At 67.9% G+C, this 26,531-nt stretch carries 22 protein-coding genes; 10 read left to right on the forward strand and 12 right to left on the reverse strand.

Annotation, left to right across the window (positions count from 1 at the left end):
- From U5809_RS22050 to tssJ, 3 genes are read right to left on the reverse strand one after another with little or no spacing between them, the layout of a single operon-like run.
- Nucleotides 1–1,317, reverse strand: a complete 1,317-nt coding sequence (locus U5809_RS22050; RefSeq protein WP_322088104.1) for a DotU family type VI secretion system protein — start codon at nucleotides 1,315–1,317, stop codon at nucleotides 1–3.
- A gap of 15 nt (nucleotides 1,318–1,332) precedes the next feature.
- Nucleotides 1,333–2,721 (reverse strand): type VI secretion system baseplate subunit TssK, encoded by a 1,389-nt coding sequence (gene tssK / locus U5809_RS22055; protein WP_322088105.1) that lies wholly within the window; start codon nucleotides 2,719–2,721, stop codon nucleotides 1,333–1,335.
- On the reverse strand, nucleotides 2,718–3,233 hold the full coding sequence (gene tssJ, locus U5809_RS22060) for a type VI secretion system lipoprotein TssJ (RefSeq protein ID WP_322088106.1): 516 nt from the start codon (nucleotides 3,231–3,233) through the stop codon (nucleotides 2,718–2,720). Before tssJ ends, tssK begins: the two co-directional genes overlap by 4 nt.
- A 630-nt stretch (nucleotides 3,234–3,863) precedes the next feature.
- Here tssJ and U5809_RS22065 point away from each other — a divergent pair.
- From U5809_RS22065 to U5809_RS22075, 3 genes are all read left to right on the forward strand, one after another.
- The gene (locus U5809_RS22065; protein ID WP_322088107.1) at nucleotides 3,864–4,250 is read left to right on the forward strand and encodes a TssQ family T6SS-associated lipoprotein; all 387 of its coding nucleotides are present in this window, start codon (nucleotides 3,864–3,866) and stop codon (nucleotides 4,248–4,250) included.
- A gap of 48 nt (nucleotides 4,251–4,298) precedes the next feature.
- Nucleotides 4,299–5,723 (forward strand): type VI secretion system-associated FHA domain protein TagH, encoded by a 1,425-nt coding sequence (gene tagH, locus U5809_RS22070; protein ID WP_322088108.1) that lies wholly within the window; start codon nucleotides 4,299–4,301, stop codon nucleotides 5,721–5,723.
- An 87-nt stretch (nucleotides 5,724–5,810) separates the two neighbouring features.
- Nucleotides 5,811–7,040, forward strand: a complete 1,230-nt coding sequence (locus U5809_RS22075) for a phosphotransferase (protein WP_322088109.1) — start codon at nucleotides 5,811–5,813, stop codon at nucleotides 7,038–7,040.
- Nucleotides 7,041–7,165: 125 nt separating this feature from the next.
- Here U5809_RS22075 and U5809_RS22080 read toward each other — a convergent pair whose 3' ends face one another.
- The 7 genes from U5809_RS22080 to U5809_RS22110 all read right to left on the reverse strand — a co-directional run bounded on the left by U5809_RS22080 (nucleotide 7,166) and on the right by U5809_RS22110 (nucleotide 15,193).
- Nucleotides 7,166–8,611, reverse strand: coding sequence for an NAD-dependent succinate-semialdehyde dehydrogenase (locus U5809_RS22080; RefSeq protein WP_322088110.1), 1,446 nt, complete (start codon nucleotides 8,609–8,611; stop codon nucleotides 7,166–7,168).
- A 153-nt stretch (nucleotides 8,612–8,764) separates the two neighbouring features.
- The gene (locus U5809_RS22085; protein ID WP_322088111.1) at nucleotides 8,765–10,063 is read right to left on the reverse strand and encodes a cytochrome c; all 1,299 of its coding nucleotides are present in this window, start codon (nucleotides 10,061–10,063) and stop codon (nucleotides 8,765–8,767) included.
- Between the two features lie 13 nt (nucleotides 10,064–10,076).
- Entirely contained in the window at nucleotides 10,077–12,296 is a 2,220-nt protein-coding gene (locus U5809_RS22090) for a xanthine dehydrogenase family protein molybdopterin-binding subunit (RefSeq protein ID WP_322088112.1), read from the reverse strand.
- Nucleotide 12,297: 1 nt separating this feature from the next.
- Complete coding sequence (locus U5809_RS22095; RefSeq protein WP_048244466.1) at nucleotides 12,298–12,753, reverse strand: (2Fe-2S)-binding protein; 456 nt, start codon at nucleotides 12,751–12,753, stop codon at nucleotides 12,298–12,300.
- Nucleotides 12,754–12,886: 133 nt separating this feature from the next.
- On the reverse strand, nucleotides 12,887–13,186 hold the full coding sequence (locus tag U5809_RS22100) for a putative quinol monooxygenase (protein WP_006482784.1): 300 nt from the start codon (nucleotides 13,184–13,186) through the stop codon (nucleotides 12,887–12,889).
- Nucleotides 13,187–13,279: 93 nt separating this feature from the next.
- Nucleotides 13,280–14,338: an NADP-dependent oxidoreductase gene (locus tag U5809_RS22105; protein ID WP_322088113.1), complete on the reverse strand. Its 1,059-nt coding sequence runs from the start codon at nucleotides 14,336–14,338 to the stop codon at nucleotides 13,280–13,282.
- 234 nt (nucleotides 14,339–14,572) lie between these two features.
- On the reverse strand, nucleotides 14,573–15,193 hold the full coding sequence (locus U5809_RS22110; RefSeq protein ID WP_322088114.1) for a TetR/AcrR family transcriptional regulator: 621 nt from the start codon (nucleotides 15,191–15,193) through the stop codon (nucleotides 14,573–14,575).
- A 299-nt stretch (nucleotides 15,194–15,492) separates the two neighbouring features.
- Here U5809_RS22110 and U5809_RS22115 point away from each other — a divergent pair, with 299 nt between their 5' ends.
- Complete coding sequence (locus tag U5809_RS22115; RefSeq protein WP_322088115.1) at nucleotides 15,493–17,064, forward strand: hypothetical protein; 1,572 nt, start codon at nucleotides 15,493–15,495, stop codon at nucleotides 17,062–17,064.
- A gap of 68 nt (nucleotides 17,065–17,132) precedes the next feature.
- Here the strand turns inward: U5809_RS22115 and U5809_RS22120 are convergent, their stop codons facing one another.
- A complete protein-coding gene (locus tag U5809_RS22120; protein ID WP_322088210.1) occupies nucleotides 17,133–18,152 on the reverse strand; it encodes a DNA-binding protein in 1,020 nt (339 codons plus the stop codon).
- Between the two features lie 401 nt (nucleotides 18,153–18,553).
- Between U5809_RS22120 and U5809_RS22125 the strand changes: the two genes are divergently transcribed.
- Together U5809_RS22125 and U5809_RS22130 are read left to right on the forward strand one after the other, a co-directional pair.
- Complete coding sequence (locus tag U5809_RS22125) at nucleotides 18,554–19,738, forward strand: thiolase family protein (protein WP_322088116.1); 1,185 nt, start codon at nucleotides 18,554–18,556, stop codon at nucleotides 19,736–19,738.
- 220 nt (nucleotides 19,739–19,958) lie between these two features.
- Complete coding sequence (locus U5809_RS22130; RefSeq protein WP_322088117.1) at nucleotides 19,959–20,624, forward strand: cation diffusion facilitator family transporter; 666 nt, start codon at nucleotides 19,959–19,961, stop codon at nucleotides 20,622–20,624.
- Nucleotides 20,625–20,806: 182 nt separating this feature from the next.
- On the opposite strand, the gene U5809_RS22135 is transcribed toward U5809_RS22130, so the two are convergent.
- The gene (locus U5809_RS22135; protein ID WP_282509936.1) at nucleotides 20,807–21,997 is read right to left on the reverse strand and encodes a helix-turn-helix transcriptional regulator; all 1,191 of its coding nucleotides are present in this window, start codon (nucleotides 21,995–21,997) and stop codon (nucleotides 20,807–20,809) included.
- 281 nt (nucleotides 21,998–22,278) lie between these two features.
- Between U5809_RS22135 and U5809_RS22140 the strand changes: the two genes are divergently transcribed.
- The 4 genes from U5809_RS22140 to U5809_RS22155 all read left to right on the forward strand — a co-directional run bounded on the left by U5809_RS22140 (nucleotide 22,279) and on the right by U5809_RS22155 (nucleotide 26,259).
- Nucleotides 22,279–23,217, forward strand: a complete 939-nt coding sequence (locus U5809_RS22140; protein ID WP_322088118.1) for an alpha/beta hydrolase — start codon at nucleotides 22,279–22,281, stop codon at nucleotides 23,215–23,217.
- Entirely contained in the window at nucleotides 23,214–24,338 is a 1,125-nt protein-coding gene (ribBA, locus tag U5809_RS22145; RefSeq protein ID WP_322088119.1) for a bifunctional 3,4-dihydroxy-2-butanone-4-phosphate synthase/GTP cyclohydrolase II, read from the forward strand. Before U5809_RS22140 ends, ribBA begins: the two co-directional genes overlap by 4 nt.
- A gap of 152 nt (nucleotides 24,339–24,490) precedes the next feature.
- On the forward strand, nucleotides 24,491–24,925 hold the full coding sequence (locus U5809_RS22150) for a helix-turn-helix transcriptional regulator (protein WP_322088120.1): 435 nt from the start codon (nucleotides 24,491–24,493) through the stop codon (nucleotides 24,923–24,925).
- Between the two features lie 2 nt (nucleotides 24,926–24,927).
- Nucleotides 24,928–26,259, forward strand: coding sequence for a type II toxin-antitoxin system HipA family toxin (locus tag U5809_RS22155; RefSeq protein WP_322088121.1), 1,332 nt, complete (start codon nucleotides 24,928–24,930; stop codon nucleotides 26,257–26,259).
- The last annotated feature ends 272 nt before the right edge of the window (nucleotides 26,260–26,531 follow it).

Below are 26,531 nucleotides of genomic sequence, written 5' to 3' on the forward strand. Positions count from 1 at the left end.
TCAGTTGGCTCCCTGCGTCGCGCGTGCGCCGACGGCGGCACTGCCGGGCGCCGGCAGCAGCGTGATCTCGACGCGCCGGTTCAGCGCGCGGTTCGCGGGCGAATCGTTCGGCGTGACCGGGTCGAGTGTGCCGCGCCCTTCCGCCGCGAGCCGCTCCGGATGATCGAGTCGCGCGGCGATCATGCTGCGCACCGCTTCCGCGCGTTCGCGCGACAGGTCCCAGTTCGACGCGAAGCGCGCCGTATGCACCGGCGTGTCGTCGGTGTAGCCGGTCACGCGCACGTTGCCGGGCACCTTGTCCAGCGCATCGGCGACGCGCGCGAGCACCGGCACGTAGCGGTCGATCACCGACGTCGAGCCGGACTTGAACAGCCCGTCGCCGCGCAGCACGATCACGCTGCGATCGGCATCGTCGCGCACCGACACGAGGCCGGCCGCGATCTCGGGCGCCAGGAATTTCGCGATGCGCGGCGCCGGCGCCGGGCGCGGCGGCACCTGCGCGGGCTGCAGCTTCGGCACGTGCAGCGCATCGATCGACGCGAACAGCCGGTCCGAATGCCCGGCGAGCGCGATGCGCAGCCCGACGAACAGGCCGAAACCGATCAGCAGCGCGAGCGCCACGCACACCCACAGCGGCACGCCGAACCGGCGGGCGACATCGCGCGTGACGACGTCGCGCCAGTGCGGCGACAGCGCGGGCTCGAATTCGCCACGCACCGAGCGGATCGTCAGCGCGAGCTGGTGGCGCAGCGCGTCAAGTTGCGCGTGACCGTTGTCGAGCACGCGATAGCGGCCCTCGAAGCCGAGCGCGAGACAGAAATACAGCAGCTCGAGCAGGTCGAGATGCTGGCGCGGCTGCTGCGACAGGCGTTCGAGCAGGTGGAAGAACTTCTCGCCGCCCCAGGTCTCGTTGTGGAACGACACGAGCAGGCTGTGCGACGACCACACGCTGCCGCCCCACGGCGTCAGCGCGGCCGCCTCGTCGAGCGCCGTGCACAGGCAGTAGCGCGCGCCGATGATCGCTTCCGACGGCACGCCGGCTTCCTGCGCGCGCGCCTCGAACTGGCGGATCTCGACGACGAGATGCTCGCGCAGCCACGCCGGATTCGGATGGTGGACGGTCGAGCGGATCTGCGGCACCAGGTTGAGCAGCGGGTTCGCGGCGGCGACGAGCGGATTCGTGCCGCTCGCGGCCCAGCGGCCCGGCCGCGGCTGTGTGGCCGTCGTGCCCGCCGCGGCAGCCGGATGCATGCCGCCCGGATTCGGCGGCACGAATCCGCCGGCGCCGGCGGAGATCGGATCGGAAGAAGAATTCATCGCGTCGCCCCGCCGTCACCCGCGTATCGCCCAGAACTCCATCGAGAGTCCGGGGAATTCGCCGGCGAAATGAAAGGCAAGACCGCCGGAGCGCGCCAGCTGTTTCCACAGGTCGCTGCCCTTGTCGATCTCGAAGTACGTATGGCCCGCGTGATACGGGATCTGGCGCGGCGCGACCGGCAACTGGCGCATCGTGATGCCTGGCAGTTGCAACTGCACGAGATCGCGGATCCGCTCGACGGGCCCGAGCTTCGCCTGCGCGGGAAAGCGCGTGCGCAGGCTGTCGGCCGGCACGTCTGCGCGCACCGCGAGCACGAAGCCGGCCGTGTCGCGCAGCGCCGGGTCGGCCAGCGTCGCGACGCGGATGCCGTTGCCCGCATCGCGCAGCTCGATCTGGATCGCGTTTTGCTCGAGCACCGTCGACAGCGACCGCCGCAGTTCCGCGATCAGTTCCGCGAAGCTCGTCCGCAGGTCGTCGTGCACGTAGACCGCGAGCGACTGCGGGCGCCGGCCGGCCGCCGTGAACGTGCTCAGGTCGCACGCGAGCTTCAGCCAGTCGCAGAACAGCATTTCAGGATGCGTCGACACCTGCTGCTGCACATGCCAGGTCAGCGCGAGATAGCGGTTCACGAGCTGCAGCAGCAGGAAATCCGCGACTTCCGACACGCCGCCCCGCCCCGGTTCCGACAGCCGCTCCCCTAGCGCCTCGCTGCGCTGTGTGAGCAGCCCGTGCAGTTCGCGTGCATACGCGAGCAACACCGCATCGCGCTGCGCGACGAGCCGCGGCGGAATGTAGCCGTCGTCGACCAGCAGCCGCGCATCGGTACGCCGCTCGACGATCCGCGCGACGCCGAGCGCGTGCCAGTCGCCGGTCAGCTCGGCTTCGAGCATCAGCCGGACGTTCAGGCGCCCCGTCTGCAGCAGCGCAGGGCCGAGCGCGACCGCGTTCGCGTCGGCCACTTCGTATTCGCGCACGACGTAGCGCGCGACGTCCGCGTTGCCGTTGCCGCTGCTGGCCGGGCCCGCGCCGAACGACACCTCCTCGCCGCCGCCGCGCCACAGCGGCAGCGCGAGCACGACGAGCTGGTCCTTCGCGTCGGCCGGTACGTCGAGCGGCTCGGGGAGATCGTCCGGATGCGACAGGTCGAACGGCGTACCGTCGCGCATCACGCCCGACGCGGCGCGCAGCGCGACCTTGCCGAGCGCCAGTTGTTCGCGATCGATCTCGAGCGTGTCGAAGCCCCAGTAGAAGCCTTGCAGCGGCAGGCAGCGCAACGCGACATAGCGCTCCCAGTGCCGTTCGAGCTGCTGGAAATGCTGCGGGCGCAGGAACATGCCCTCGGTCCACACCACGCGCTGGCGGAGCGCCGCGACCGGCGTCGCGGACATTGTCGGTTCGGTCATGGGCGCCCCTGCGGATTGTTCAGCGCGACGCCGCCGTTCCGGACCGCGATCGACAGCTTCAACTCGCCCGGCGAGGTCTGCCAGAACTTGTACAGGTTGAGTTGCTTCGCGCGCGGCAACGGCACCGTCAGCCGCCAGCGGTTCTTTTCGAGCATGCGGTATTCGGCGACGACGCCGATCGCGCCGGCCTCCACGTTGCCGCGATAGTGCAGCGTGCGCGACTCGCCGGGCCGCAGGATCACCCGGTCGGTGCCGAGCAGGTCCGCACCGAGCACGTTCTCGGGCTTGTCCTGCAGCGAGAAGAAATCCGCGCTGTCGAAGGCCGACGCCGCACGCAGCTGGAACACCTTCAGCACGATCGGCGACGGCTTGCGGTTCATGTCAGGGTTGACGTCGGGCGCAACCTCGACCGTGATCGCATACGGCACCGCGGCCGCGTGCTCCGTCGCGCCGCACGCCGGCAGCAGCGACACGCATCCCCATACGATGAAACTGCTCGACCGCCATTGCATATTCCACCCTCGCCACCCAATAGCCATGCACCGGTTTTCAACTGCGAAACCGGATGTTCGGATAAAAAAAGGGACAATTAATTGATCGGTAATTGTGTAATTCGCATATCCTTCCATTGCAATTTGTTCCGGCATATTGTTCTGGTAAAAAGCCGGGTCAAATCATCCGGGATTCGTAAAAGTCGATTCTGCTGGATGACTGGCAATTGAGTTGAGATTGGCATTTGACGGAAAAATTAATCCGACCGGTTCGCCTGGGCGGCCCGGCTCTATTGCGTGGACACCATGTCGGATGGGCGCGGGGCATAAGCCGGCCGGCCGCCGAGCAAGAGGCGCTCGCGACGCTGATGGTGTGCCAGGCTATTCGTTCCGCCCGAACGGACGGCCCATTTTTTCGTGCATTGACGAGCGCTGACAAAACAACTGACGAATCCGAAAAACACAGCGAACTATAGATCGTTTTCCCGGTTTAACAAGGAATGAAATTCGTAGTCTATTTTCAATAGAAAATGGAATCGGATCGGGTAGTTGAAACAAAACGTAACAGAGATATCGATGCCAATGATTGGCACTAGAATCCAACAGCGTTTGCGTGGCACCTTCCAATACCACCCATTTTTTATTTCAATAATGAAAGGTCGTTCATCGATCGTTCTTTTCCTCGGTGCGTTGCTGCTGGGGGCCGGCGGATGCAGCACGTCCCCGACGCAGTCGGCCGCGCGTGCGACGGTCGACAGCGCGCGCACCGCGTACGCCGCCGGCGACTACGGGCGCACGATCGCGCTGCTGAACCATGCGAAGGAGATCGATGGGGCCGACGTCGACACGCAGGTCGCCGCGCACAAGCTCCTCGCGTTCAGCTACTGCGTGACGAACCGCGTCGCGCAATGTCGCGCGGAGTTCTCGAAGATTCTCGACCTCAACCCGCGCTTCGACTTGTCATCCGCCGAGAAGGGGCATCCAATCTGGGGGCCCGCGTTCGAATTCGCGCGCCGCAGGCATGCGTCGGCCTCCTGAACGAACCGGTATCCACGCGAGCGCTTCATCCACCGAGCGACGTATGACATGCAACTGATCGTGATCGAACATGCCGGCGAGCCGGTCGAAAACGACTCCTACGACGCCGTCGTGTTTCATCCGCCGGGCGGCACCATCGGCCGCGCAACCGACAACCATCTGGTGCTGCGCGACGACACCCGGCAGATTTCGCGGCTGCAGGCGCTGCTGCAGGTCGGCGACGACGCGTGCCTGCTGAAGAACCTGAGCAGCGTGTCGACGATCGAGGTGAATCGTGAACCGGTCGGTTATGCGCAGGAGCGGCCGCTCAATACCGGCGACATCATCCGCATCGGGCCGTACGTGTTGCGGGCCGAGCGCGACGACGGCAACGATGACGACGGCGTGCCGGTCATCGACATGGCCCCCGATACCGGGGCGCCGGCCGGCAAGCGCGATGCGCCCGCGGTGGGCGCGGCGCCACCCTCGCCTTTGCCGAAGGGAGCCGGCAACCGGCTGTGGGGGCTGCTCCAGGATCGCCTCGTGCCACGCGGCAAGGCGGCGGATGCCGGCACACGGCCGGGCGGTCCCGCACGCCCGGATGCGCCGCAGCCCGCGCACCGCGCCGCGCCGCCCGCGCCGTCGCAGCGCGACCTGAACCAGTTGTCGATCGATCCGCTCGACCTGTTCGCGCAGTCATCGGGCGATCCTGGCGCGTCGGGCACGGCGTCGCCGGCCGATCGCGGCAACGCGGATCGCGACACGGCGCACGCGACGCAGGCCGACCATGCGCCCGAGTGGACGCAGCACGTGCGCGTTCAGCCGGCGGCCATGCATGCCGACACGCGGCCAGCCGACGAGCCGGCGCCACACGCCACGCGCACGACGCCGACGCCCGACGAACTGTTGAACGCGTTCTTCGAAGGCGCGGGGCTCGACGTGGCCGCCGAATCGCACCAGTGGTCGGCCGAACAGCTGTACATCGCGGGCCAGCTGCTGGCGCTGTTCGCGAACGGCACCGTCGAGCTGCTGTCGTCGCGCAGCATCCTGAAGCGCGAGGTGAAGGCGCACATGACGATGCTGCTCGATCGCGAGAACAACCCGCTGAAGCTGCTGCCGGACGGCGGCGCCGTGCTGCGGCAGATGTTCGGGCTGCCGCTGCCGGGCTTCATGTCGCCGCAGAGCGCGGTCAACGATGCGTTCCAGGATCTGCACGCGCACCAGATCGGCATGGTCGCGGGTATGCGCGCCGCGCTGATGGACCTGCTGACGCGCTTTTCGCCGCAACGGCTGCGCGAACGCGACGACGCGATGCGCTGGTACGAGAAGCGCGTGCCGGCGCTGTACAAGGCGCGGATGTGGGATCGCTATGCGGCGACCCATCGCGATACGGTGTTCGCGATCGAGGACGATTTCGCGTCGGTGTTCGGCAAGGCGTTTCTGGCCGCGTACGACGCCGAAGTCGAAAGCTATCGCGGCAGCAGCCGGCATTGAGTCGCGCGACCGGCAACTGCACGGCCAGGCATGCGCGAATCGGGATAAGCTCGTCCTGCACAGTCAACGGAGGCTGTCGGGAGCGACATGAGCACGATGACGGGGACCCTCGATCCGGCCGTACCGCCGCCGCGCGTTGCGCGGCTCGTGCTGGTGACGCCCGACGGCACGGTGGTCGGTTGCCTGCCGCCGATGCCGGTCGCGATCCCATGGTGGCAGGAAGTGGAATCGGTCGTGCGAGCCGCGCGCGAACGCCATCGCGTCGACGTGACGATCCTGCGTTTGCTGGAAACCGTTCGCGAGCGCGCGCCCGGCGGCGAAGTCACCTACCTGGCCGAGATTGCGTCGCCCGTTCCGGCCGATTGCTGGACCGGGAACATCGAGCCCCATTCATTGCGCCAGCGCTACGCGCTGCCGGGCGGCCCCGCGGCCGATCTCGGCTGGGCGGCGCGCGTGCTGGCCGATCGCGGCTTGTCGGCGAGCGCCCGGCCCGTGCAGGTGCGAACCTGGAACCTGTCCAGCGTGTGGCGGATCCCGATCGGCGGCCAGTCGGCCTGGCTGAAAGTGGTGCCGCCGTTTCTGGGGCACGAGGGCCGCGTCATCACGGCATTGGCCGGCCGGCGCGTGCCGACGCTGCTCGGTCATGACGAATGCGGGCGCATCCTGCTCGCGGAGATTCCCGGTGACGACCAGTACGACGCTGCGCTACCGCAATTGTTCGACATGGTGACGTTACTGATCGACCTGCAGGCTGCATGGATCGACCGCATCGACGAACTGCGCACGATGCGCTTGCCCGACTGGAGTCGTGCGGATCAGTCCGAGGAGATCGCCGATGTCGTCGCACGCAATGGCGACGCACTGTCGGGCGACGAACGTGCGTCGCTGCTTCGTTTCGTGAACGGGCTGGCGGCGCGGCTCGCCGCGCTCGACGCGTGCGGACTGCCGAATACGCTGGTGCACGGCGACTGCCATCCCGGCAATTTTCGCGGCACGCGATCGGCGCTCACGCTGCTCGACTGGGGCGACAGCGGAATCGGCCACCCATTGCTCGACCAGTCGGCGTTTCTCGACGCGGTGCCGCGGGAATACGCGGCGGCGATCAAGACGCACTGGAATCGCGAATGGCTGGCGCGGGTGCCCGGCTGCGACCCGGTGCGGGCCGCCGCCCTCCTCGCGCCGATCGCCACGGCCCGGCGCGCGGTGATCTACCAGCGCTTCATCGACAACATCGAGCCGTCCGAGCAGATCTACCATCGCGGCGATCCGGCCGACTGGCTGGGCCAGACCGCGGCGCTGGTGACGACACCGGACTGAAGGCGGGATCGTCCCGCCCAGTATCGTGAAAACCAACGAAAAACGGCGCAGGCCGGGCATGATGCCCAGCCTGCGCCGTTCGTGCGCGCCGCACCGACGGCAGCGCGCGCACGGTCGACCGACCGTCAGACAGCCATTACCGTGACCGACTTCGTGACGAGGTACGGCTCGAGCGCTTCCGGCCCGCCTTCCGAGCCGTAGCCCGAATCCTTCACGCCGCCGAACGGCATTTCAGGCCACGGCGTCGCCGGCTGGTTGATCCACAGCATCCCGACTTCCATGCGCTGCGTGAGCAGGTGCACGTTCGCGAACGAGCGCGTGAACGCATAGCCGGCCAGACCGAACGGCAAACGGTTCGCTTCCGCGATGGCATCCTCGAGCTTGTCGAAGCCACGGATCGCCGCGACCGGGCCGAACGGCTCGTTGTTGAACACGTCCGCTTCGAGCGGCACGTCCGCGATCACGGTCGGCGCGAAGAAGTTGCCTTCCGAGCCGATCCGTTCGCCGCCGGTTTCGATGCGCGCACCGACCTTGCGTGCGTTGTCGACGACCGACGCCATCGCGGTGAGTCGGCGCGGGTTCGCGAGTGCGCCGAGCGCCGTGCCTTCCTCGAGACCGTTGCCGACCTTCAGCCCTTCCGCATGCTTGACCAGCGCGCGCGTGAATTCGTCGCGGATGCTGTTGTGCACGAGGAAGCGCGTCGGCGAAATGCAGACCTGGCCCGCGTTGCGGAACTTCGCGCCACCGGCGGCCTTCACCGCGAGCGCGACGTCGGCATCCTCGGCGACGATCACCGGTGCGTGGCCGCCCAGCTCCATCGTCGCGCGCTTCATGTGCAGGCCGGCCATCGCGGCGAGCTGCTTGCCGACCGGCGTCGAGCCCGTGAACGTGACCTTGCGGATCACCGGGTGCGGGATCAGGTACGACGAGATTTCAGCCGGATCGCCGTACACGAGGCCGATCACGCCGGCCGGCACGCCGGCGTCGACGAACGCGCGCAGCAGCGCGGCCGGCGAAGCGGGGGTTTCTTCCGGCGCCTTCACGAGGAACGAGCAGCCGGTTGCCAGCGCGGCGCTCAGCTTGCGGACGACCTGGTTGACCGGGAAATTCCACGGCGTGAACGCCGCGACCGGGCCGACCGGCTCCTTCACGACCGTCTGCTGCGCACCGAGGTTGCGCGGCGGCACGATCCGGCCGTACACGCGACGGCCTTCGTCCGCGAACCATTCGATGATGTCGGCCGCCGACAGCACTTCGACGCGTGCTTCGGTGAGCGGCTTGCCCTGTTCCTGCGTCATCAGCTGCGCGATCGCGTCGGCACGTTCGCGCACCAGCGTGGCCGCCTTGCGCATCGTCGCCGCGCGCTCGTGCGCGGGCACCTTGCGCCATGCTTCGAAGCCGCGTTGCGCGGCGGCGAGCGCACGGTCGAGATCGGCGATGCCCGCGTGGGCCACCTTGCCGATCGGCTTGCCGGTCGCCGGGTTCACGACGTCGATCGTCTTGCCGCTCGCGGCGTCGACCCACTCGCCGTCGATCAGCAGTTGCGTATCCGTATAAGTCACGTTAGCCATCCAGACACCCCTACATTGCGTCGATAAAACGCGCGCTGCCGCGAACGGCCGCACGCCGGTTGACAGAAAGAGCGAGGCCGCCGGGGCTGGCACGCACCCGGTGGCCTCGACGGCAGGCACGCCGGCCTGCCGTCGTTCCGCATCGCGCCGCGCTCAGCGCGCGGCCGCGGTCGCCTTGCGGAGTTTCGCGACGTCCGCCGCCTGCACGGCCGGCGCGCCGTTGTTCCAGCCGGCGCGCATGAACGTCAGCACGTCGGCGATCTGCCGGTCGTTCAGCTGGTTCGAGAACGCCGGCATCGGATACGCGGACGGCACACCGCCGATCACGAGCGTGTCACTGCCGTTCAGCGTCACGTTGATCAGCGACGATGCATCGGCCTCGAGCACGTTCGGATTGCCGGCGAGCGGCGCGAGCAGCGGCGCGTAACCGCGCCCGTCCACACCGTGGCAATGCAGGCAGTAAGCGTTATACACCTTCGCGCCCGGGTCGGTTGCCGGCCGGCCCAGTGCCACCTGCGTCGCCTTCGGATCATAACTGTACGGCGGCGCGCCCGTGCCGCCTGCGGCCGGCAACGATTTCAAGTATCGGGACATCGCGGCCAGATCGTCGTCGGTCATTGCCTGCGTGCTGTGGTTGATCACGCTCACCATCGAGCCGAACGCGGTTGCGTGCCGGTTCGCGCCGGTCTTCAGGAACTGCGCGATATCGGCCTCGCTCCAGCGGCCGAGCCCCGTGTTGTGCTCGCCGGTCAGGTTCGACGCGAACCAGTTGTCGATCGGCGCGCCCGACAGGTACGCCGCGCCACCTTCGTCGAGCGCCTTCTCCTGGAAGCCGACGCCGCGCGGCGTGTGGCACGATCCGCAGTGCCCGAGCCCCTGCACGAGATACGCGCCACGGTTCCACATCGCGTCCTTGTCCGATTTGTCGGCATAAGGCGTCGTGTCGAGGAACACCATGTTCCACAACGCGAGCGGCCAGCGCATGTTGAGCGGCCACGGGATGTCCGACGGCCGGTTCGCCTGTTTCACCGGTTCGACGCCGTGCATGAAGTACGCGTACAGCGCCTTCACGTCGTCGTCCTTCAGTTTCGCGTACGACGGATACGGCATCGCCGGATACAGGTTGTGGCCGTCCTTCGCGACGCCCTTGCGCAGCGCGCCGGCGAACTCGGCTTCCGTATAGCGGCCGATGCCCGTCTCCGGATCGGGCGTGATGTTGGTCGTATAGATCGCGCCCATCGGCGTGACCATCGGCAGGCCGCCCGCGAACGGCGTGCCGCGCGGCGCGGTGTGGCACGCGACGCAGTCGCCGGCTTTCGCGAGGTAGGCGCCGCGCGCGACGAGCGCGCTGTCGGCCGGCGCCGTTTCCGCCGCGTGTGCAGCCGTGCCGGCCAGCAGCGCGGACAATGCGAGCAGCGACGCGCGGAGCGTGTTCAGCATGAGGTTTCGCATGATCGTGTCTCCCTCAGGCCATCTTCAGCTGGTTGCCGACCGGCAGCTTGCGCAGCCGCGTGCCGGTCGCCGCGAAGATCGCGTTCGACAGCGCCGCCGCCGTCGCGGCCGTGCCAGGCTCGCCGATCCCGCCCGGCGCTTCGCCACTCTTCACCAGGTGAACCTCGATCGGAGGCGTCTCGTTGATGCGCATCATCCGGTAGTCGGTGAAGTTGCCCTGCACGACGCGGCCGTCCTCGATCGTGATCTCGCCGTACAGCGCGCCCGTGATCCCGAAGATGATGCCGCCCTGCACCTGCGCCTCGATCGTGTTCGGATTGACGAACATGCCGCAATCGACCGCGCACACGACGCGCTTGACCTGCACCTCACCGCCGTCCACCGCGACGTCGATGACGATCGAGAAAAAACTGCCGAACGCGTGCATCACCGAGACGCCGCGCCCTTGCCCCTTCGGCAGCGACGCCCCCCAGCCGGCCGCCTTCGTTGCCACGTCGAGCACGTTGCGGGCGCGCGGCGTCTTGTCGAGCAGCGCGCGGCGGTATTGCACCGGGTCGGTCTTGGTCTGCGCGGCCAGCTCGTCGATGAAGCTCTCGACGACGAACGTGCCGCGGGTCGGGCCGACGCCGCGCCAGAACGCGGTCGGCACGTGGCGCGGCTCCTGGCGCACGTAGTCGACGAGCTGGTTCGGCAGGTCGTACGGCAGCTCGGCCGCGACCTCGACCGCATCGGGATCGACGCCGTTCTGGAACGCCGGCGGCGCGAAGCGCGCCATGATCGACGAACCGACGATCCGGTGCTGCCACGCGACCGGCTTACCGTTCGCGTCGAGGCCGGCCGAGATTTTGTCGTAGTAGCACGGCCGGTACATGTCGTGCTGGACGTCTTCCTCGCGCGTCCAGATCACCTTCACCGGCCCATTGACCTGCTTGCCGACCTTCACGGCCTGGCCGATCATGTCCGTTTCCAGCCGCCGGCCGAAGCCGCCGCCGAGCAGGTGGTTGTGCACGACGATCTTGTCCGGCGGAAAGCTCGTGAGCTGCTGCACGGTATCGCGCGCCCGCGTCGGCACCTGCGTGCCGACCCAGATCTCGCAGCCGTCGCCGCGCACGTGCACCGTGCAGTTCACGGGCTCCATCGTCGCGTGCGCGAGCAGCGGCTGTTCGTACACGGCGTCGACGCGCGTCTTCGCGTTCGCGAAGGCCTTGCCGACGTCGCCTTCCTTGCGTGCGACCGCGCCCTTGCCGTTCGCCGCCGCCTGCGCGAGATCCGCGAACAGATCCTTCGTCGATACCTTCGCGCCCGCGCCTTCGTTCCACTTCACGACGAGCGCCGATGCGCCACGCTTCGCGGCCCACGTGTGATCGCCGACCACCGCGACCGCGTTGTCGACGCGCACGACCTGGCGCACGCCGGGAATCTTCTTCGCGGCTGTGTCATCGACGCTCGCGACCGTGCCGCCGAACACCGGGCTGTTCACGATTACCGCGTACAGCATGCCGGGCAGGCGTACGTCGAGCCCGAACTGCGCGGAGCCGTCGACCTTCTCCGGCGAATCGAGGCGCTTCGCGGGCGTGCCGATCAGCTTGAAATCCTCGGGCTTCTTCAGCACGACATCCTTCGGCACCGGCAGCTTCGCCGCGGCATCGGCCAACTGGCCGTACGACGCACGGCGGCCGCTCGGCGGATGCTGCACTTCGCCGTTCGCGGCGCGGCAGCTGGCGGGATCGACGTTCCATTGTTTTGCGGCTGCCGAGACCAGCAGCGTGCGCGCGGTCGCGCCCGCACGGCGCATCGGTTCCCACGCATAGCGCACCGACGTCGAGCCGCCGGTGAGCTGGCCGCCGAGCAGCGGGTCCATGAACAGTTTCTCGTTCGGCGGCGCATGATCGAGCGTCACGCTCGACAGCGGCACTTCGAGTTCCTCGGCGATCAGCATCGGCAGCGACGTATAGACACCCTGCCCCATCTCGACCTTCGGCATCACCAGCGTGACCTTGCCGGCGCGGTCGATCTGCACGAACGCGTTCGGCGCGAATACGCCCGGCTGCGCGGGTTCGGCCGCATCGCCGCCGATCACCGAGCGCCGCGCGTCATCGCCCGCTGCCGGCAGGCTGAAGCCGAGCAGCAGGCCGCCGCCAGCCGCCGCGCCGAGCGACATGCCGAGTTTCAGAAACGACCGGCGCGACACGCCCGTGCCGGCCCGACCTGCTTCGATCAGTCCGCGTGACATGTCAGGCTCCCTTCGCGGCTTGCTTCACGGCCGCGCGAATCCGGTTGTAGGTGCCGCAGCGGCAGATGTTGCCGGCCATCGCCGCGTCGATGTCGGCATCGCTCGGGTTCGGGTTCGACGCGATCAGCGCGGTGGCGGCCATCACCTGCCCCGACTGGCAATAGCCGCACTGGACGACGTCGAGCTCGCGCCAGGCCTGCTGGACCTTGTGCCCGGCCGGCGTCGCGCCGACGGCTTCGATCGTCGTGATCTTGCGGCCCGCGACGGCCGCGACCGGCAGCACGCACGAACGCGCGGCGACGCCGTCGAGATGCACGGTGCACGCGCCGCATTGCGCGATCCCGCAGCCGAACTTGGTGCCGGTGAGGCCGACGACGTCGCGCAGCACCCAGAGCAAGGGCATGTCGTCGGGAGCGTCTACCGTGCGGGTTTCGCCGTTGATGTTGAGGGTGACCATTCAGCCTCCGGGGCCGTTGTATTGGGGGAGCGGCGCGAACGCGGCGCCGTGCGGTGTCGTCATCGCCGTCGCGCTGCGCACGACGGGTGCCGCGCGGCCCGGGTGGGGACGAGCCGCGGCGGTGAAGCGGGTGTTACTCAGCCACGTCGATGCCCGACAGCACCTTGATGACGGGCGGCGCCGTGAACCAGTCGGCCGACTTCGTGCGGAATTCGCCGAAATACGGGCTCGCGAGGTGCGCGTCGAATGCGGCCTGGTCGTCGTAGATCTCGTACAGGTGCAGGTTCGGCGAGCCGTCCTGTTCGCGGAACAGGTCGTAACGCCGGTTGCCGGGCTCGGTGCGCGTCTTCGCGACCATGCTGCGCAGTTCGGCCTCGGCGGCCTGCGCATGTTCGGGTTTCAGGAACAGGGAAGCAATCACGTGAAGCGCCATCTTGTCACTCCTTTTGAATCGAAATCGAGCATGCCACAAGCTGGCGTCGCGCGACGCCAGCGTGCAACCGTCATGTGTTGCCGTGCCGCGGCATCAGGCCAGTTCGTCCGGGCCCACGCGCACGACGACCTTGCCGAAATTCTTGCCGGCGAGCAAGCCGACCAGTGCTTCCGGCGCGTCGGCGAGATCGGGGACGACGTCCTCGAGCGTCTTCACCTTGCCCTGCGCGACCCATTCGCTCATCTCCTTCAGGAACGCCGCATAACCGGTCGCATAGTGGTCGAGGATGATGAAACCCTGCATGCGGATGCGCTTGCGCAGGATCGTGCCCATCAGCGCCGGCACGCGATCGCGGCCGGTCGACACGGCCTTGTCGTCGTATGCCGAGTCGTTGTAATGCGCAATGATCCCGCAGACGGGCACGCGCGCATGATCGTTCAACAGCGGCCACACCGCGTCGAACACGGCGCCGCCGACGTTCTCGAAATAGACGTCGATGCCGTTCGGGCACGCTTCCTTCAGCTTCGCCGCGAATGCCGGATCGCGATGGTCGACGCAGGCGTCGAAGCCGAGCGAGTCGGTCACGTAGGCGCACTTGTCGGCGCCGCCTGCGACGCCGACCACGCGGCAGCCCTTCAGCTTCGCGATCTGGCCGACCACCGCGCCGACCGCGCCGCTCGCGGCCGCGACAACCACGGTTTCGCCGGCCTTCGGTTCGCCGATCTTCAGCAGCCCCGTGTACGCGGTGAAGCCCGGCATGCCGAGCACGCCGAGCGCGTACGACGGATGCGCGAAATCGCGGCCGAGCGCAATCAGGTCGCGGCCGTCGGACAGCGCATAGTCTTGCCAGCCGGCCCCGGCGACGACCAGATCGCCTTCGCGGAAGGCCGGCAGGTTCGACGCGACGACGCGGCTGACCGTGCCGCCGACCATCGGCTGGCCGAGTTCGGCCGGCGGCGCATAGGACGGCGCGTCGCTCATCCGGCCGCGCATGTACGGGTCGAGCGACAACCAGACCGTGCGCAGCAGCACCTGGCCGGCGCCGGGCGTCGGCACGTCACCGGTTTCCGAGCGGAAGTTGCCCGGCGTCGGTGCGCCGACCGGGCGCGAAGCCAGGACGATCTGGCGGTTTGCGGTCTTGCTTTGCGGCATGTGAGCCTCCGTCAACAGGAATGAACGTGCTTCGTGGGCACGTTCGGATCAGGGATGGACCAGCAGAAGATGCACGCCCGCGGCCGCGTCGGCATCGCGGCCGTCGCGGTCGCACGCGTGCGGTTGGAGCAATCGGGACAGCGTAACGCGGAGTGAAGCGTTCGTCATGCGTGTTTGAGTAGACCAGTCGTCTAGAATCAGGGCGAAAACAAGGCGCGCCGAAGCGCGCCCGGATTACGACTGCGCACCGCCCTGCGCGACCGGCGGCAGGTTCAGCATGCGCAGCGTTTCGGCCATCGCCCTTTCGAGCGGCTGGCGGTTGCGATGAATCTTTTCCAGCAGCGTTGCGCCCAGCCACAGCTCGTAGAGGATCGCGGCCGTGTGCGGCGGATCGTCGACTGCACGCAGCGAGCCGTCGGCCAGCCCGGCCTCGATGCCGCCCGCGAGCCGCTCGATGATCTGGCTCGTGCCGCGTCGAAGCACCGCGCGCATCGCTTCCGACAGGTCCGATACTTCCGCGCCGAGCTTCACCGCGAGGCACTTGCCTTCCGGATCGTCCGCGCACTGCGTGTGCAGCCAGTTGCCCCAGTACGTCATCAGGCGTTCGGCGCCGGTGCCGGCCTGATGCTTGAGCAGGTTGTCGAGATGCGCGAGATAGCCTTCGAAATACGATTCGAGCAGCGCTTCGCCGAATGCCTCTTTCGAGCCGAAGTAATGGTAGAACGAGCCCTTCGGGATGCCCGCCGCAGCGAGAATCTCGTTCAGACCGACCGCCGAAAACCCCTTGTGGAGCATGATCGGCTTCGCGATATTCAGGATGTGCTGGCGGACTTCCGCGCCTGAAGATGCATTCATGATGGCGTATGGTAGCAACGATTAGACCGGTCGTCTAGTAACGTCGAACCGGCATGTTGAGCGGCACTTTACCTGATCCCCGCCGGGCGCCCAATGCCTGGCGGGCGCTCCCCCCTGCACCACCGCGCGCACGGCGTCACACGAGCGACTCGGTTTCGTCGCGGGCGTTTCATCGATCTCCCGCTTAAATATGCGCGGCGCATGTGCCGGCGGTCGTGAACGAGCAGCCGGCATTGCACACGTGTGCAATGCGCCGGACCGTCGTTACCTCCTCTCGAACCCGTGACCAGGAACGCCCCATGACCGCCTCGAAACCCGTCCGTCCGCCCGCGCCGAACCGTCGACGCTTCATCCAGCGCGGCGCCGCGCTGACCCTGTCGCCGCTCGTCGGCACGCTGGCCGCTTGTGGCGGCGACGGCAATCCGACCTCCGCATCGTCGCTTGCCGCGGCCGGTGCCGCGAATGCGTCCGCGCGCAGCTACGGCATCGCCGATCGCTCCATCACGATCAACGTCACCAATGCGATTCCGTCGACGACGCTCGCGTTCGGCAATGCAGCGAGCCAGAGCGGCTCGACGCCGCAAGCATCGCAAGCGTTGATTGCGACCGGGCAATCGACGGCCGTCAGCGCGTCGAACAGCTGGGGCGATTGCACGGGGTCGTTCAGCCTCGCCGGCGGCGATGCATCGTTCGCGATCGCGTATACGCATCCGTTCGGCTCGCAGCCGACCACCGTCAGCGTCACGCCGTCGGCCGGCTACGTGTCGGGCGCCGACGCCGTGACGTTTCCCGGTCACGACTCGGTCGCGAATCTGAATCTGTATCGCGGCGTCGCGACCGCGAACGGCGCATGGGTCGTCCCGCTCGCGCAGCTTTCGACGCCGCCGGTCAACAACTGCCAGGATTTCGCGAACAGCATGTTCGGCAGCAACGTGCGCACGGCCGCGGCCATCCAGTCCGCGTACCAGAGCACCGGTTCGCTCGGCTACGTGCCGCCCGCCGACTTCACCGGCGGCCAGCTCGCGGGCTTCGTCGCGCAATGGGTGCAGCGCTGGCAGAACGGCGCGTCCTACACCGTGCTGCCCGCCGCCGATGCGCAGCTGATCGATGCGCTGAAGCAATACGTGTCGAACGCATCGAACGCCGGCCCGCTGACGATGTGGGTGCCGCAGATCGCGTGGCAGGCCGGTACGGACCCAGCGGTCTTTGCGCTGACGGGCTATCGCGCGTTTCCGTTCGTCGACGCGCAAGGCAACTGGATCGCGGCGACGTTGTCCGCGTTCCTGACGCTGCTGGCGGCCGGTTCGCACCTCGTCGCGATCAGCGCAACGAGCGACCTGCCGGCGGGCGTCACGATGCAGGCGTTCGACAGCTTCATGGGCGCGAGCGGACTGACGACGTCGACGGATATCGGCAACTCGCACTACGCGTCGGTCCTGAACACGACTGGCCGCTACTACCTGAGCGTCGGCAGCGATTTCGCGCCGGCGAACTGCGGGCTGATCCTGTCGTTCCTGTACGGGCGCACGGTGAACAACCTGCTCGCGGGCGCCGGCACATACAACACGTTCATCCAGCTCGAAGGGTGGCAGGCCGGCGGTTCGCGTCACAACGCGGACTACGCGACGTATCAACAGACGCTGTGGAACATCTCGACGTATGGCGCATCCGCGTACAGCGAGAAGCGTGCGACGTCGATCTTCCTCGCGCCGGCCGGCTGGACGCCGCAGGTCTACCAGACGACGCGGATGATGCCGTACGTCGGCGCCTATGCGCAGTCGAACGGCACGCCGCAGGGCTGGCTGAATACGTCGCTCGTGACGATTCCGGCGGACGCGCCGCCACTGCCGTCGCGATATGTGACGAGTTGAGTTGAATCGGGCGGGCTCGCCTCGGGGTGTGCGCCGCTATCGATCGGCGCGCGCTGGCGGTTTCATCGTCAGCGCGGCGCTTCGTCGACGCGCTTTCTCGTGCGGGCCTTGCGCGCTTCCCGCTGCGTGGCCGGCGCCGTCTTGACGCCGCGCAGCGGCGGCCGGCGGGCGAGTACCGTCATCTCGCGCCTCAATGCGTCGAGTTCCTTGCCACGTGCCGTATCGGTCGCCTGCGCGCCGTCCAGCTGCCCCTGAAGCACGCCGCATCGATGCAGCGCATCGCCGAGTTGGGCCTGCAGATCGGCGATGTCCTTCCGGTGTTGCGCATCGCGTTGTTCCGTGCGCGTTGCCGTCGCGTCGAGTTCCTTTTGCAACCGCGCGGCCGCGAGCCGCTCACGATCGATCTCGTGAAGCGCCCGTTTTTCCGACGCGCGCAGGCGTTCCTCGGCGCGGCCCGCGTCGTCGCGCAACCGGTCGAGCTGGGTCGTGAAATCCGCGCGTGCCTGCGCGAGTGCGCGGTCGCCTTCCGCGTTGTCGGTCTTCAGTCGCTCGATATCCGCTTGCAGCGCGTGTCGCGATGCTTCGTCGGCCGCCCTCGCCTGCTCCAGTTCCTGAATGCGCACCTGCGCGGCCAGCAGCGCCGCCGTGCGTTGCTCCAGCGCGGTTTCGGTGCGGGCCAGCTCGGCCTGCAACGTCGCGACTTCCGTTTTCGCCGCAACCCGTTCCGCTTCGACTTCCGCGCGCAGCGCGTCGAGCGCGGCAGCAGCGTCGTTGCTTGACCGATTCCACAGCGCGGCGACCAGTTCGCCGGCTGCCGCTTGCAGATCGGCCGGCAGGTCGGGATGCTCGATGCGGACGCGGCTCTTTTCCCGCAACTCGGCCCAGAACTCGCCGAGGACGGCCGTGGGCGTGCTCATGCTGCCCTTGCGGACGAGCTGATACAGGCGGTTTGCCGTGGGCGTGATGCCGAAGCGGAAGAACAGCAGCGCGCAGGCTTCGCGATACAGCTCGCGGGTTTTCGGGAAGTCGGCCTTGAGGCGCTCGATTTCGGCGGTCAGGCGGGGTTCATCGGCAGCGAGATCGGACATGGCTGGTTTCGTCGGGAGTTTCGTAAATAATATAACGTAAACCGTTAAACATCCAATCATTCCAATATCAAAATTTGACATTATTTCTATAATGTCGAGATCGTGGGTGGTGAGCGCAAGGCACCGAATCGTGCCCCCGGAGGCGGCGCCAGGCTGACGTCCTCGCAATACCCCTGTTGACAATATGCATATGCATAGATACGGTTCAACGTATGCATATGCATAATTGCCGTTCGCTCACGTGATGCTGGCGACCCGCGCATCGGCTGCAGTCATGTTGCGCAGCGTCCGCGGCCCTGCCGGCGTTGCGGCGCAATCGAAACGGCGACGCGAAACGCGCGGCGTGCACCGTTTGCGACAGCTTTGCCCGCGCACCTTGCAACGTGATCCAGGAACGCATCATGAGTACACGCGAAATCGTCATCTGCCATCCCGTCCGGACGCCGATCGGTACGTTCAACGGCACCCTGAAGGACACCCCGGCCACGGAACTCGGGGCGATCGCCGTGCGCGAAACCTTGCTGCGCAGCGGGCTCGACGGCGCGGCGATCGACACGGTCGTGCTGGGCAACGTGATCCAGGCCGGTAACAAGATGAACCCGGCCCGGCAGGCCGCCATCGGCGCGGGCCTGCCGGTCAAAGTCCCGGCGCTGACGGTCAACCGCGTCTGCGGCTCCGGCGCGCAGGCGGTCGTCAATGCCGCGCAGGAGATCCTGCTGGGTTACGCGAACGCGGCAATCGCCGGCGGCATGGAAAGCATGGAGCGCGCGCCGTACCTGCTCGACGGCGCACGCTCGGGCTACCGGATGGGCGACGCGCCGATCCGCGACAGCATGCTGCGCGACGGTCTCGTCGACGCGTTTTCCGACCAGCATTCGGGGTGGCACACCGAGGATCTCGCGAGCCAGCTCGACATCTCGCGCGACCGCCAGGATCGCTGGGCGCTGCGCTCGCAACAGCGCTTTTCCGCCGCGCTGGCGGACGGCAAGTTCGACGCCGAACTCGTGCCGGTCGAGGTCCTGCAGCGCAAGGCGCGCGTCGCGTTTGCGCGCGACGAGACGCCGCGCCCCGACACGACGCTCGAAGCACTCGCGAAACTGAAACCCGCGTTCCGCCCGGACGGCACGATTACCGCAGGCAACGCACCGGGCCTGAACAGCGGCGCATCGGCGATGCTGGTTGCGGAGCGCGCGTTTGCCGATGCGCACGGCATCGCGCCGAGCGCCCGGCTGGTTGCATTCGGCGTCGCCGCCGTCGAGCCGGGCATGTTCGGGCTCGGCCCCGTTCCGGCCGTGAAGATCGCGCTCGAACGGGCGGGCTGGAAACTGGTGGACGTCGAACGTTTCGAGATCAACGAAGCGTTCGCGGTCGTGCCGATCGCGGTGGCTGGCCAGCTCGGGATCGCCGAGGAACTCGTCAACGTCGAAGGCGGCGCGATCGCGCACGGTCATGCGATCGGTGCGACGGGCGCGGTGCTGACGACACGCCTGATCCACTCGATGCAGCGTGACGGCATCAGGCGTGGCGTCGTGACGTTATGCATCGGCGGCGGCCAGGGTATCGCGTTGGCCATCGAGACACTTTGAGCGGAAGCGGGAAGGCCGCGGGCGCAAGCGTCCGCGGTGCTGGTTGCGCTGAACGCGCCGCGGCCGGCACCCTTCGCCGTTCACGGCATTCGACCCGGACGGCTGGCGTGTTTGCTTGCGCATCGTGGGCGGATGCGGCGGTTCTGTCCGTGTCACTGATCTGCCACCGTCGACCGGTAGCGTTCGGGGCTGACCCACGCTATCGATAGACGAATCCGCCATGCAGCGCACGTCGCGCGCCACCTCCCACGTTTATGCGGCCACGTCCCGCGCCCTCGCCGTCAGCCTCGCGATCAACCTGCTGCTGCTCGCCGCCGAGACGGCTGCGGCGTGGTCCGCGCATTCGTCGGGGCTGCTCGCGGACGTCGCGCATGCGGCGATCGACCTCGCGGCCGATGCGCTGATCCTCGTCGCGTGCCGGCTCGACGCGCGCTTGCCGCCGGAGCGGCGCCCGACCTACGAACCGCTCGCGCTCGCGGGCCTGGGCGCACTGCTCGTCGCGACCGGCGCGCAGATGATCTGGCACGCGATGCACCGGTTCGATACACCACCCATCGTGCAGCCGGGGGCGGCGACACTCGCGCTCGTCGCCGTCACGCTTGTCGGCAAGGCCGTGCTTTCGTCCTGGATGCTGCGCAAGGCACGCGAGACCGGTTCCGCGTTGCTCGAGGCGAGCGGCTGGCATGTGCGTACCGATGCGCTGTCGTCATTGCTGGCGGCGCTTGCAATGAGCGCGGCGCTGGTCGGCTTCGGCCGCCTCGACGACGTGGCCGCGCTCGCGATCGGCGCACTCGTGATCCGTACGGGCGTCGGGTTCATCCGGCGCGGTGGTGCGCAATGGCCGGCGCTGGCCGAGTGGGCGAATCGCTCGACGCGCGGGTCGTAAACGCGGTGGGTATCGCCGAATGTCCGATACGTACTATCGGCTCGAATGAAGAAGAGGCTCGCACGGTGCGAGCCTCTTTTGCATGATGCCGTCGTCACCGCGCAACACACGATGTGTCGATCGATGCCGACGTATTGCCGGACGATTGCGTCCACTTCCGATGGGTCGGTATCGGCATCCGCCTAGCCGAGCGGCACGACGCTCCCGAGCAGGATCCGCACGAGCGTCGCCTGCCGCGTGACACCCGTCTTCGAGAAGATCGCGCGCAGGTGCGTGCGCGCCGTGTTCTTGCTGATTCCCGATTCCTCCGCCGCCTCCTCGAGCGTCAGCCCGTTCGTCAGCAACAGCGCGAGCGACGTCTCGGCCGGCGTCAGGTCGAACAGCTTGCGGATGATTTCCTGCGCACCCTGCGGCTTGCGGTCGGGGTCGCGCAGGAACAGCGTGACGGCCGGCCGCCGCTTGTTGTCTTCCGACCAGTCGGACAGCAGCACCGTGCGCACCAGCAGCCCGAGGCGCGGCTTGTCGAAGCTGCGCGTGATCGGCATCGCCTCGACGGTCGCCGCGGCCGTGCCGTGGTGGCCCATTACCGCGTGGCGGATCAGCCGCTTCAGCGTGCGGTTCTCCTGCGCGTCGGTCGCCTCGATCGTGCCGCGCGCAATCGTCAGACCGTTGTTCTGCTTGAGGATCTCGTCGGCAACGCTGTTCATGTCGATGATCGTGCCGTTCTCGTCGAGCGCGATCGTGCCGACCTGCATCCGGTCGATCGCGTTTGCGTAGATCGATCGTTCGACCTCGGCCGAATCGAGCCGCGAATGCAGTTCGATCGCACGCTTCAGGTGCGGCAGCAGCAGCGCGCAGATCGCCTTGTCGCGCGCGGAGAACTGCTTCGACGCATGGTTGCGGCAGACACGGAACCGGCATTCGACGCCCGACGGCGTGCGCAGGTCGGCGCCGAGGATATAGCGCACGTCCTGCGGCTTCAGGAACTGCTTGTACAGCTCGCTCGACAGCCAGCCGGTGTCGCCGAACACGTCGTCGACCGTGACCACGCGATCGGCCGGCAAGCCGACGAACGGGTCGAGGGAATAGTAATAGTCGTTGTAGGCTGCCTGACCGTCGCCCGGGACGACCGGGCCGAACTCCGACGCGTGTACGGACAGCGGCGCGCGGCGATCGCTCGCGGCCGCACGCAGGATCAGCGTCACGTAGTTCGCCTGCAGCCAGCGACGGACGAGTTCGAGTGCACCGGCCCACGGCGGCGTCTCCAGCGGCCCCTGGTAGATGCGCGCCATCAGCTCGCTGAAATCCGCGACGCCGATATCGGCCTCGTCACTTGTTGCCTGGCTCTCTTGCGGAGCCCATCTCGTCTCCATCAGCACGCTCCATCCTCCATACGACATGTTTCCGGTGCGACCCACCCGCGCCGCCATGATTAAGACGCGTCTAAATTCCGGCGTCATCGGGAGATTCACTGAATGGTGAGAATTGGCCATCTGCGCTTGCGAACCATCGTCCAATCGGATGATGTGGCGCCCTGCCCGCTGCGCTGGAATGCCCGTCAGGCCGTACCGGCAAGCATCCGGTGCGGACTCAGGGAAAACCGCGACACGGGTTTACCTGATTCAGACCGCATTCGATTCAGACAGGAGTTCCCATGCCGCTCGACCCTCAGGCGCAGGCGCTGCTTGCCGCATTCGCCCAAGCCCCCGCGATCGATTTCGCACAGCTCACCGTTCCCGCCTACCGTGCGAGCCTCGCCGCGGGCGGCGCCTTCGCGCCCGGCGACGCCGTCGCCGCCGAAGAGGACTGGCAGATTCCCGCATCGGGCCGTCAGTTGTCCGCACGGCTGTATCGGCCCGACGCCGACGGCCCGCTGCCGCTGACCGTGTTCTTCCATGGCGGCGGCTTCGTGTCGTGCGGCATCGACTCGCACGCGAACCTGTGCCGCAGCCTCGCGCAGCGGGCACGCACGCTCGTGTTGTCGGTCGACTACCGGCTCGCACCCGAGGCGCGCTTCCCGGCTGCCGCGCACGACGCATGCGACGCCGTGCGCTGGGCGGCGGCCAGCGCGCGCGATCTCGGCGCGCGCGATGGCGCGGTGGCCGTGGCCGGCGACAGCGCGGGCGGCAATCTTGCGGCGGTCGCCGCGTTGCAGTTGCGCGGCTCGGGGATCGCGATCGCGCATCAGTTGCTGTTGTATCCGGTCGTCGATTGCGCGACCGAGCATCCGTCGTATGAATCGCTCGGCGACGGCTATTTCCTGACGGCCGAGATGATGCGCTGGTTCAAGCATCACTATTTCGACGACGGCGCCGATCGCGCGTCGCCGCTTGCCAGCCCGCTCGCCGCACCCGACGTCGCAGGCGTCGCGCCGGCGACGATCGTCAGCGCCGAATTCGATCCGCTGCGCGACGAGGCCGAAGCCTTTGCGCTGCGACTCGCGCAAGCCGGCACGCCGGTCACGCTCGTGCGCTGGCCGGGCCAGTTGCACGGTTTCGCGAGCATGCTCGGCGCCGTCGACGCGGCCGACCGCGTGCTGACGTTCGGCGCCGCCGCGCTGCGCCGCGCGTTCGACGCCACGGAGGCGCAATGACGCTCGCCAGCACGCTGGAGATCGTCGACGAGCTTCGTGCGGGCCGGATGGTCCTGCTCGTCGACGAAGAGGATCGCGAGAACGAAGGCGATCTCGTGATCGCCGCCGATCACGTGACGCCCGACGCGATCAATTTCATGGCGCGCTTCGGGCGCGGTCTGATCTGCCTGACGCTGACCGCCGAGCGCTGCGAGCAACTGCGGTTGCCGCCGATGGCCGACCATAACGGCACGCCGTTCGGTACCGCGTTTACCGTCAGCATCGAAGCGGCCGAAGGGGTGACCACCGGCATTTCGGCGGCCGATCGCGCGCACACGATCCGTGCGGCGGTGCGGGCAGGCGCGCGCCCTGACGATCTCGTGCAGCCCGGCCACGTCTTCCCGATCGCCGCGCGTCCGGGCGGCGTGCTCGTGCGTGCGGGGCATACCGAAGCCGGCTGCGATCTCGCGGCGCTTGCCGGGCTCACGCCGGCATCGGTGATCTGCGAGGTGATGAACGACGACGGCACGATGGCGCGCCTGCCCGAGCTGAAGACGTTCGCCGCGCATCATGGGCTGAAGATCGGCACGATCGCCGACCTGATCCACTACCGTCGCGAGCACGAGTCGCTGGTCGAACGCGTCGGCGAGCGGCCGCTGCATACGCCGTGGGGGCGGTTCCGCGCGATCGAGTATCGCGACGCGGTGCACGGCGCGCCGCATCTCGCGCTCGTACGCGGCGAGCCTGACCCTGCGACCCCCGTGCTGACGCGCGTGCATGAATGCCATTCGCTGCTCGACCTGCTCGACGCGGAGCCGTCCGCGCATTCGTGGCCGTTGCACGCCGCGCTGCAGCGGATCGACGCGGCCGGCTGCGGCGTGGCGGTGCTGCTCGATTGCGACATGCGCGGCGACGCGATGCGGATGCCGGCCGGCAGCGCACGCCGCGACGGGCGCGTGACCGGGATCGGGTCGCAGATCCTGCGAGACGTCGGTGTACGGCGGCTGAACGTGCTGTCGAGCCCGTTCCGGCTGCCGGCGCTGTCGGGGCACGACCTGGAGATCATGGCGTTCATCCCGCTCGGGGACGACGATCCGGAAAGCGCTCGGGGCGCGCACGCGAATCCGCTTCGGGCGGCGTGATGTTTTGATGCCCGGGATGGCCGTCGGCAATCGCTAAACAGGCTATCGTTTGTTTTTGTTGAATACAGTCTTGGGTTTGTATTTTGACAATACATGCCATAGACTGTATTTTCCGATTACAAACGATCGCCTGTCATCCAGCGGAGCGCCCGATGGCCTTTCCTGTCCAGACCCTGACCCAGTTGCGCCCGATACTTGTCGGCTTCCGGAAATCCGCGGGGCTCACCCAGGCGCAACTGGCCGCCCGCCTGGGCGTCACGCAGCAATCCTACGCGCAGCTCGAAGCCAATCCGTCGGCGGTCAGCATCGAACGGCTCTTCAAGGTGCTGAACACGCTCGGCGTCCGGATGACGCTCGACCTGGGCGCGCCGGACGAATCGGCGGAGCCCGCTGATACCGATACCGATACCGGTGCCGATGCCCGGCCGGCGCCTCGCAAGCCGGCCGCGAACACACGTAGGCCGGATGCCACGCGCGGTGCCACAACCGCAAAAACCCGAACCGGAACCACGACCGGCGCCGCGCGCAAGCGGTCCGCGACGGCAGCGCGACGCAAGCCGCGCGTCTCGAAACGGGAGGACTGGTGACGATGGCTGCACGTACCCGCCACGACCGGCTCGACCTGTGGATGAACGGCATCCCGGTCGGCTACTGGGAAGTCCGGCGCGGCGTCGAGCGCCTCGTCTACCTGCCGGGCTGGCTCGACGATCCCCAAGGGCGGCCACTGTCGCTGTCGCTGCCCTTCACGCCCGGCAACCAGCCGCACCAGGGCGCGATCGTTGCCGACTACTTCGACAACCTGCTGCCCGACAGCGAGCCGATCCGCCGTCGCATCGCGCAGCGTTACCGGCTCGGGTCGACGGCGCCGTTCGAACTGCTCGCGTCGATCGGCCGCGATTGCGTCGGCGCGATCCAGATGCTGCCGCCCGACGAGACGCCGGTCGACCTCGAGGCGATCGACGGCGTAACGCTCGACGACGCAGCCGTCGCCGACGTGCTGCGTCACGCGACCGCCGCGCCACTGCCCGGCCGCGCGGAGCCGGACGTCGACCTGCGCCTGTCGATCGCCGGCGCGCAGGAAAAGACCGCGCTGCTGCGTCAGCGGAACCGCTGGTTGCGGCCGTCGGGCAGCACGCCGACGACGCACATCTTCAAGCTGCCGCTCGGGCGCGTCGGGAACATGCAGGCCGACATGCGGACGTCCGTCGAGAACGAATGGCTGTGCTCGAAACTGGTCGCCGCATATGGCCTGCCGGTCGCGCCGTGCGAGATCGGCAGGTTCGACGACCAGAAGGCACTGATCGTCGAGCGCTTCGACCGGCGCCCTTCGCGTGACGGCTCGTGGATCCTGCGGCTGCCGCAGGAGGACCTGTGCCAGGCGACCGGCACGCCGTCGGGCGCGAAATACGAATCCGACGGCGGCCCCGGCATCGAGACGATCATGGGCATCCTCGCGAATTCGGCCGACGCCGCGCACGACAGGAGGAATTTCTTCGTCGCGCAGCTCGTGTTCTGGGTGCTGGCGGCGATCGACGGCCACGCGAAGAACTTCAGCATCGCGCACCTGCCCGGCAACACGTACCGCAGCACGCCGCTGTACGACGTGCTGTCCGCGCATCCGATCATCGGCACGCGCCGCAACCAGCTCCCGCCGCGTCGCGCGCGGCTCGCGATGGCCGTGTGCGGGAAGAACCGGCACTACGTGATCGGCGAGATCCAGCCGCGTCACTGGATCGCGCAGGGCCGTCGCGTCGGCCTGACCGAAGACGACGTGCACGCCGCGATGGCGGCCGTCGTCGCGCGCACGGAGCCCGCGATTGCCGAAGTCGCCGCGCAGATCCCGGCGGATTTTCCGGCGGATGTGGCGGACACGATCTTCGACGGCATGCGTCGCCAGAGCCGCAAGCTGGCAGGTGGGTGATCACGCGCGGCGTTTCTCCGCGGTGTGTCGGGCTTGGGGGGCGATGCGGCAGGTCAAGGCGCCGAATCGACTGTTCGTCCTGATTCGCTCGAAATCGCCCGATTGCGCGACGCGGTCGCTCGCCGATTTCGACGACGGCGAACTGCCGCGCAACGACGGTGCGGGCGGTAAACGAATCGACATGTCTGACGCGCACCGCCTCGGACGGTGTCGACGGCTCATCCCGGCGAGCGGTGAAGCTCGCGGGCATTTCAAGGCGGTCCGGGCGAACG

The sequence above is a fragment of the Burkholderia sp. BCC1999 genome (assembly GCF_905339975.1).
In the GTDB taxonomy this organism is placed as follows: domain Bacteria; phylum Pseudomonadota; class Gammaproteobacteria; order Burkholderiales; family Burkholderiaceae; genus Burkholderia.

Bases quoted from the DNA above. Each gene is read 5' to 3' on its own strand.
- U5809_RS22050 (WP_322088104.1), bottom strand. From the start codon at position 1,317: ATGAATTCTTCTTCCGATCCGATCTCCGCCGGCGCCGGCGGATTCGTG.
- tssK (WP_322088105.1), bottom strand. From the start codon at position 2,721: ATGACCGAACCGACAATGTCCGCGACGCCGGTCGCGGCGCTCCGCCAG.
- tssJ (WP_322088106.1), bottom strand. From the start codon at position 3,233: ATGCAATGGCGGTCGAGCAGTTTCATCGTATGGGGATGCGTGTCGCTG.
- U5809_RS22065 (WP_322088107.1), top strand. From the start codon at position 3,864: ATGAAAGGTCGTTCATCGATCGTTCTTTTCCTCGGTGCGTTGCTGCTG.
- tagH (WP_322088108.1), top strand. From the start codon at position 4,299: ATGCAACTGATCGTGATCGAACATGCCGGCGAGCCGGTCGAAAACGAC.
- U5809_RS22075 (WP_322088109.1), top strand. From the start codon at position 5,811: ATGAGCACGATGACGGGGACCCTCGATCCGGCCGTACCGCCGCCGCGC.
- U5809_RS22080 (WP_322088110.1), bottom strand. From the start codon at position 8,611: ATGGCTAACGTGACTTATACGGATACGCAACTGCTGATCGACGGCGAG.
- U5809_RS22085 (WP_322088111.1), bottom strand. From the start codon at position 10,063: ATGCGAAACCTCATGCTGAACACGCTCCGCGCGTCGCTGCTCGCATTG.
- U5809_RS22090 (WP_322088112.1), bottom strand. From the start codon at position 12,296: ATGTCACGCGGACTGATCGAAGCAGGTCGGGCCGGCACGGGCGTGTCG.
- U5809_RS22095 (WP_048244466.1), bottom strand. From the start codon at position 12,753: ATGGTCACCCTCAACATCAACGGCGAAACCCGCACGGTAGACGCTCCC.
- U5809_RS22100 (WP_006482784.1), bottom strand. From the start codon at position 13,186: ATGGCGCTTCACGTGATTGCTTCCCTGTTCCTGAAACCCGAACATGCG.
- U5809_RS22105 (WP_322088113.1), bottom strand. From the start codon at position 14,338: ATGCCGCAAAGCAAGACCGCAAACCGCCAGATCGTCCTGGCTTCGCGC.
- U5809_RS22110 (WP_322088114.1), bottom strand. From the start codon at position 15,193: ATGAATGCATCTTCAGGCGCGGAAGTCCGCCAGCACATCCTGAATATC.
- U5809_RS22115 (WP_322088115.1), top strand. From the start codon at position 15,493: ATGACCGCCTCGAAACCCGTCCGTCCGCCCGCGCCGAACCGTCGACGC.
- U5809_RS22120 (WP_322088210.1), bottom strand. From the start codon at position 18,152: ATGTCCGATCTCGCTGCCGATGAACCCCGCCTGACCGCCGAAATCGAG.
- U5809_RS22125 (WP_322088116.1), top strand. From the start codon at position 18,554: ATGAGTACACGCGAAATCGTCATCTGCCATCCCGTCCGGACGCCGATC.
- U5809_RS22130 (WP_322088117.1), top strand. From the start codon at position 19,959: ATGCAGCGCACGTCGCGCGCCACCTCCCACGTTTATGCGGCCACGTCC.
- U5809_RS22135 (WP_282509936.1), bottom strand. From the start codon at position 21,997: ATGGAGACGAGATGGGCTCCGCAAGAGAGCCAGGCAACAAGTGACGAG.
- U5809_RS22140 (WP_322088118.1), top strand. From the start codon at position 22,279: ATGCCGCTCGACCCTCAGGCGCAGGCGCTGCTTGCCGCATTCGCCCAA.
- ribBA (WP_322088119.1), top strand. From the start codon at position 23,214: ATGACGCTCGCCAGCACGCTGGAGATCGTCGACGAGCTTCGTGCGGGC.
- U5809_RS22150 (WP_322088120.1), top strand. From the start codon at position 24,491: ATGGCCTTTCCTGTCCAGACCCTGACCCAGTTGCGCCCGATACTTGTC.
- U5809_RS22155 (WP_322088121.1), top strand. From the start codon at position 24,928: ATGGCTGCACGTACCCGCCACGACCGGCTCGACCTGTGGATGAACGGC.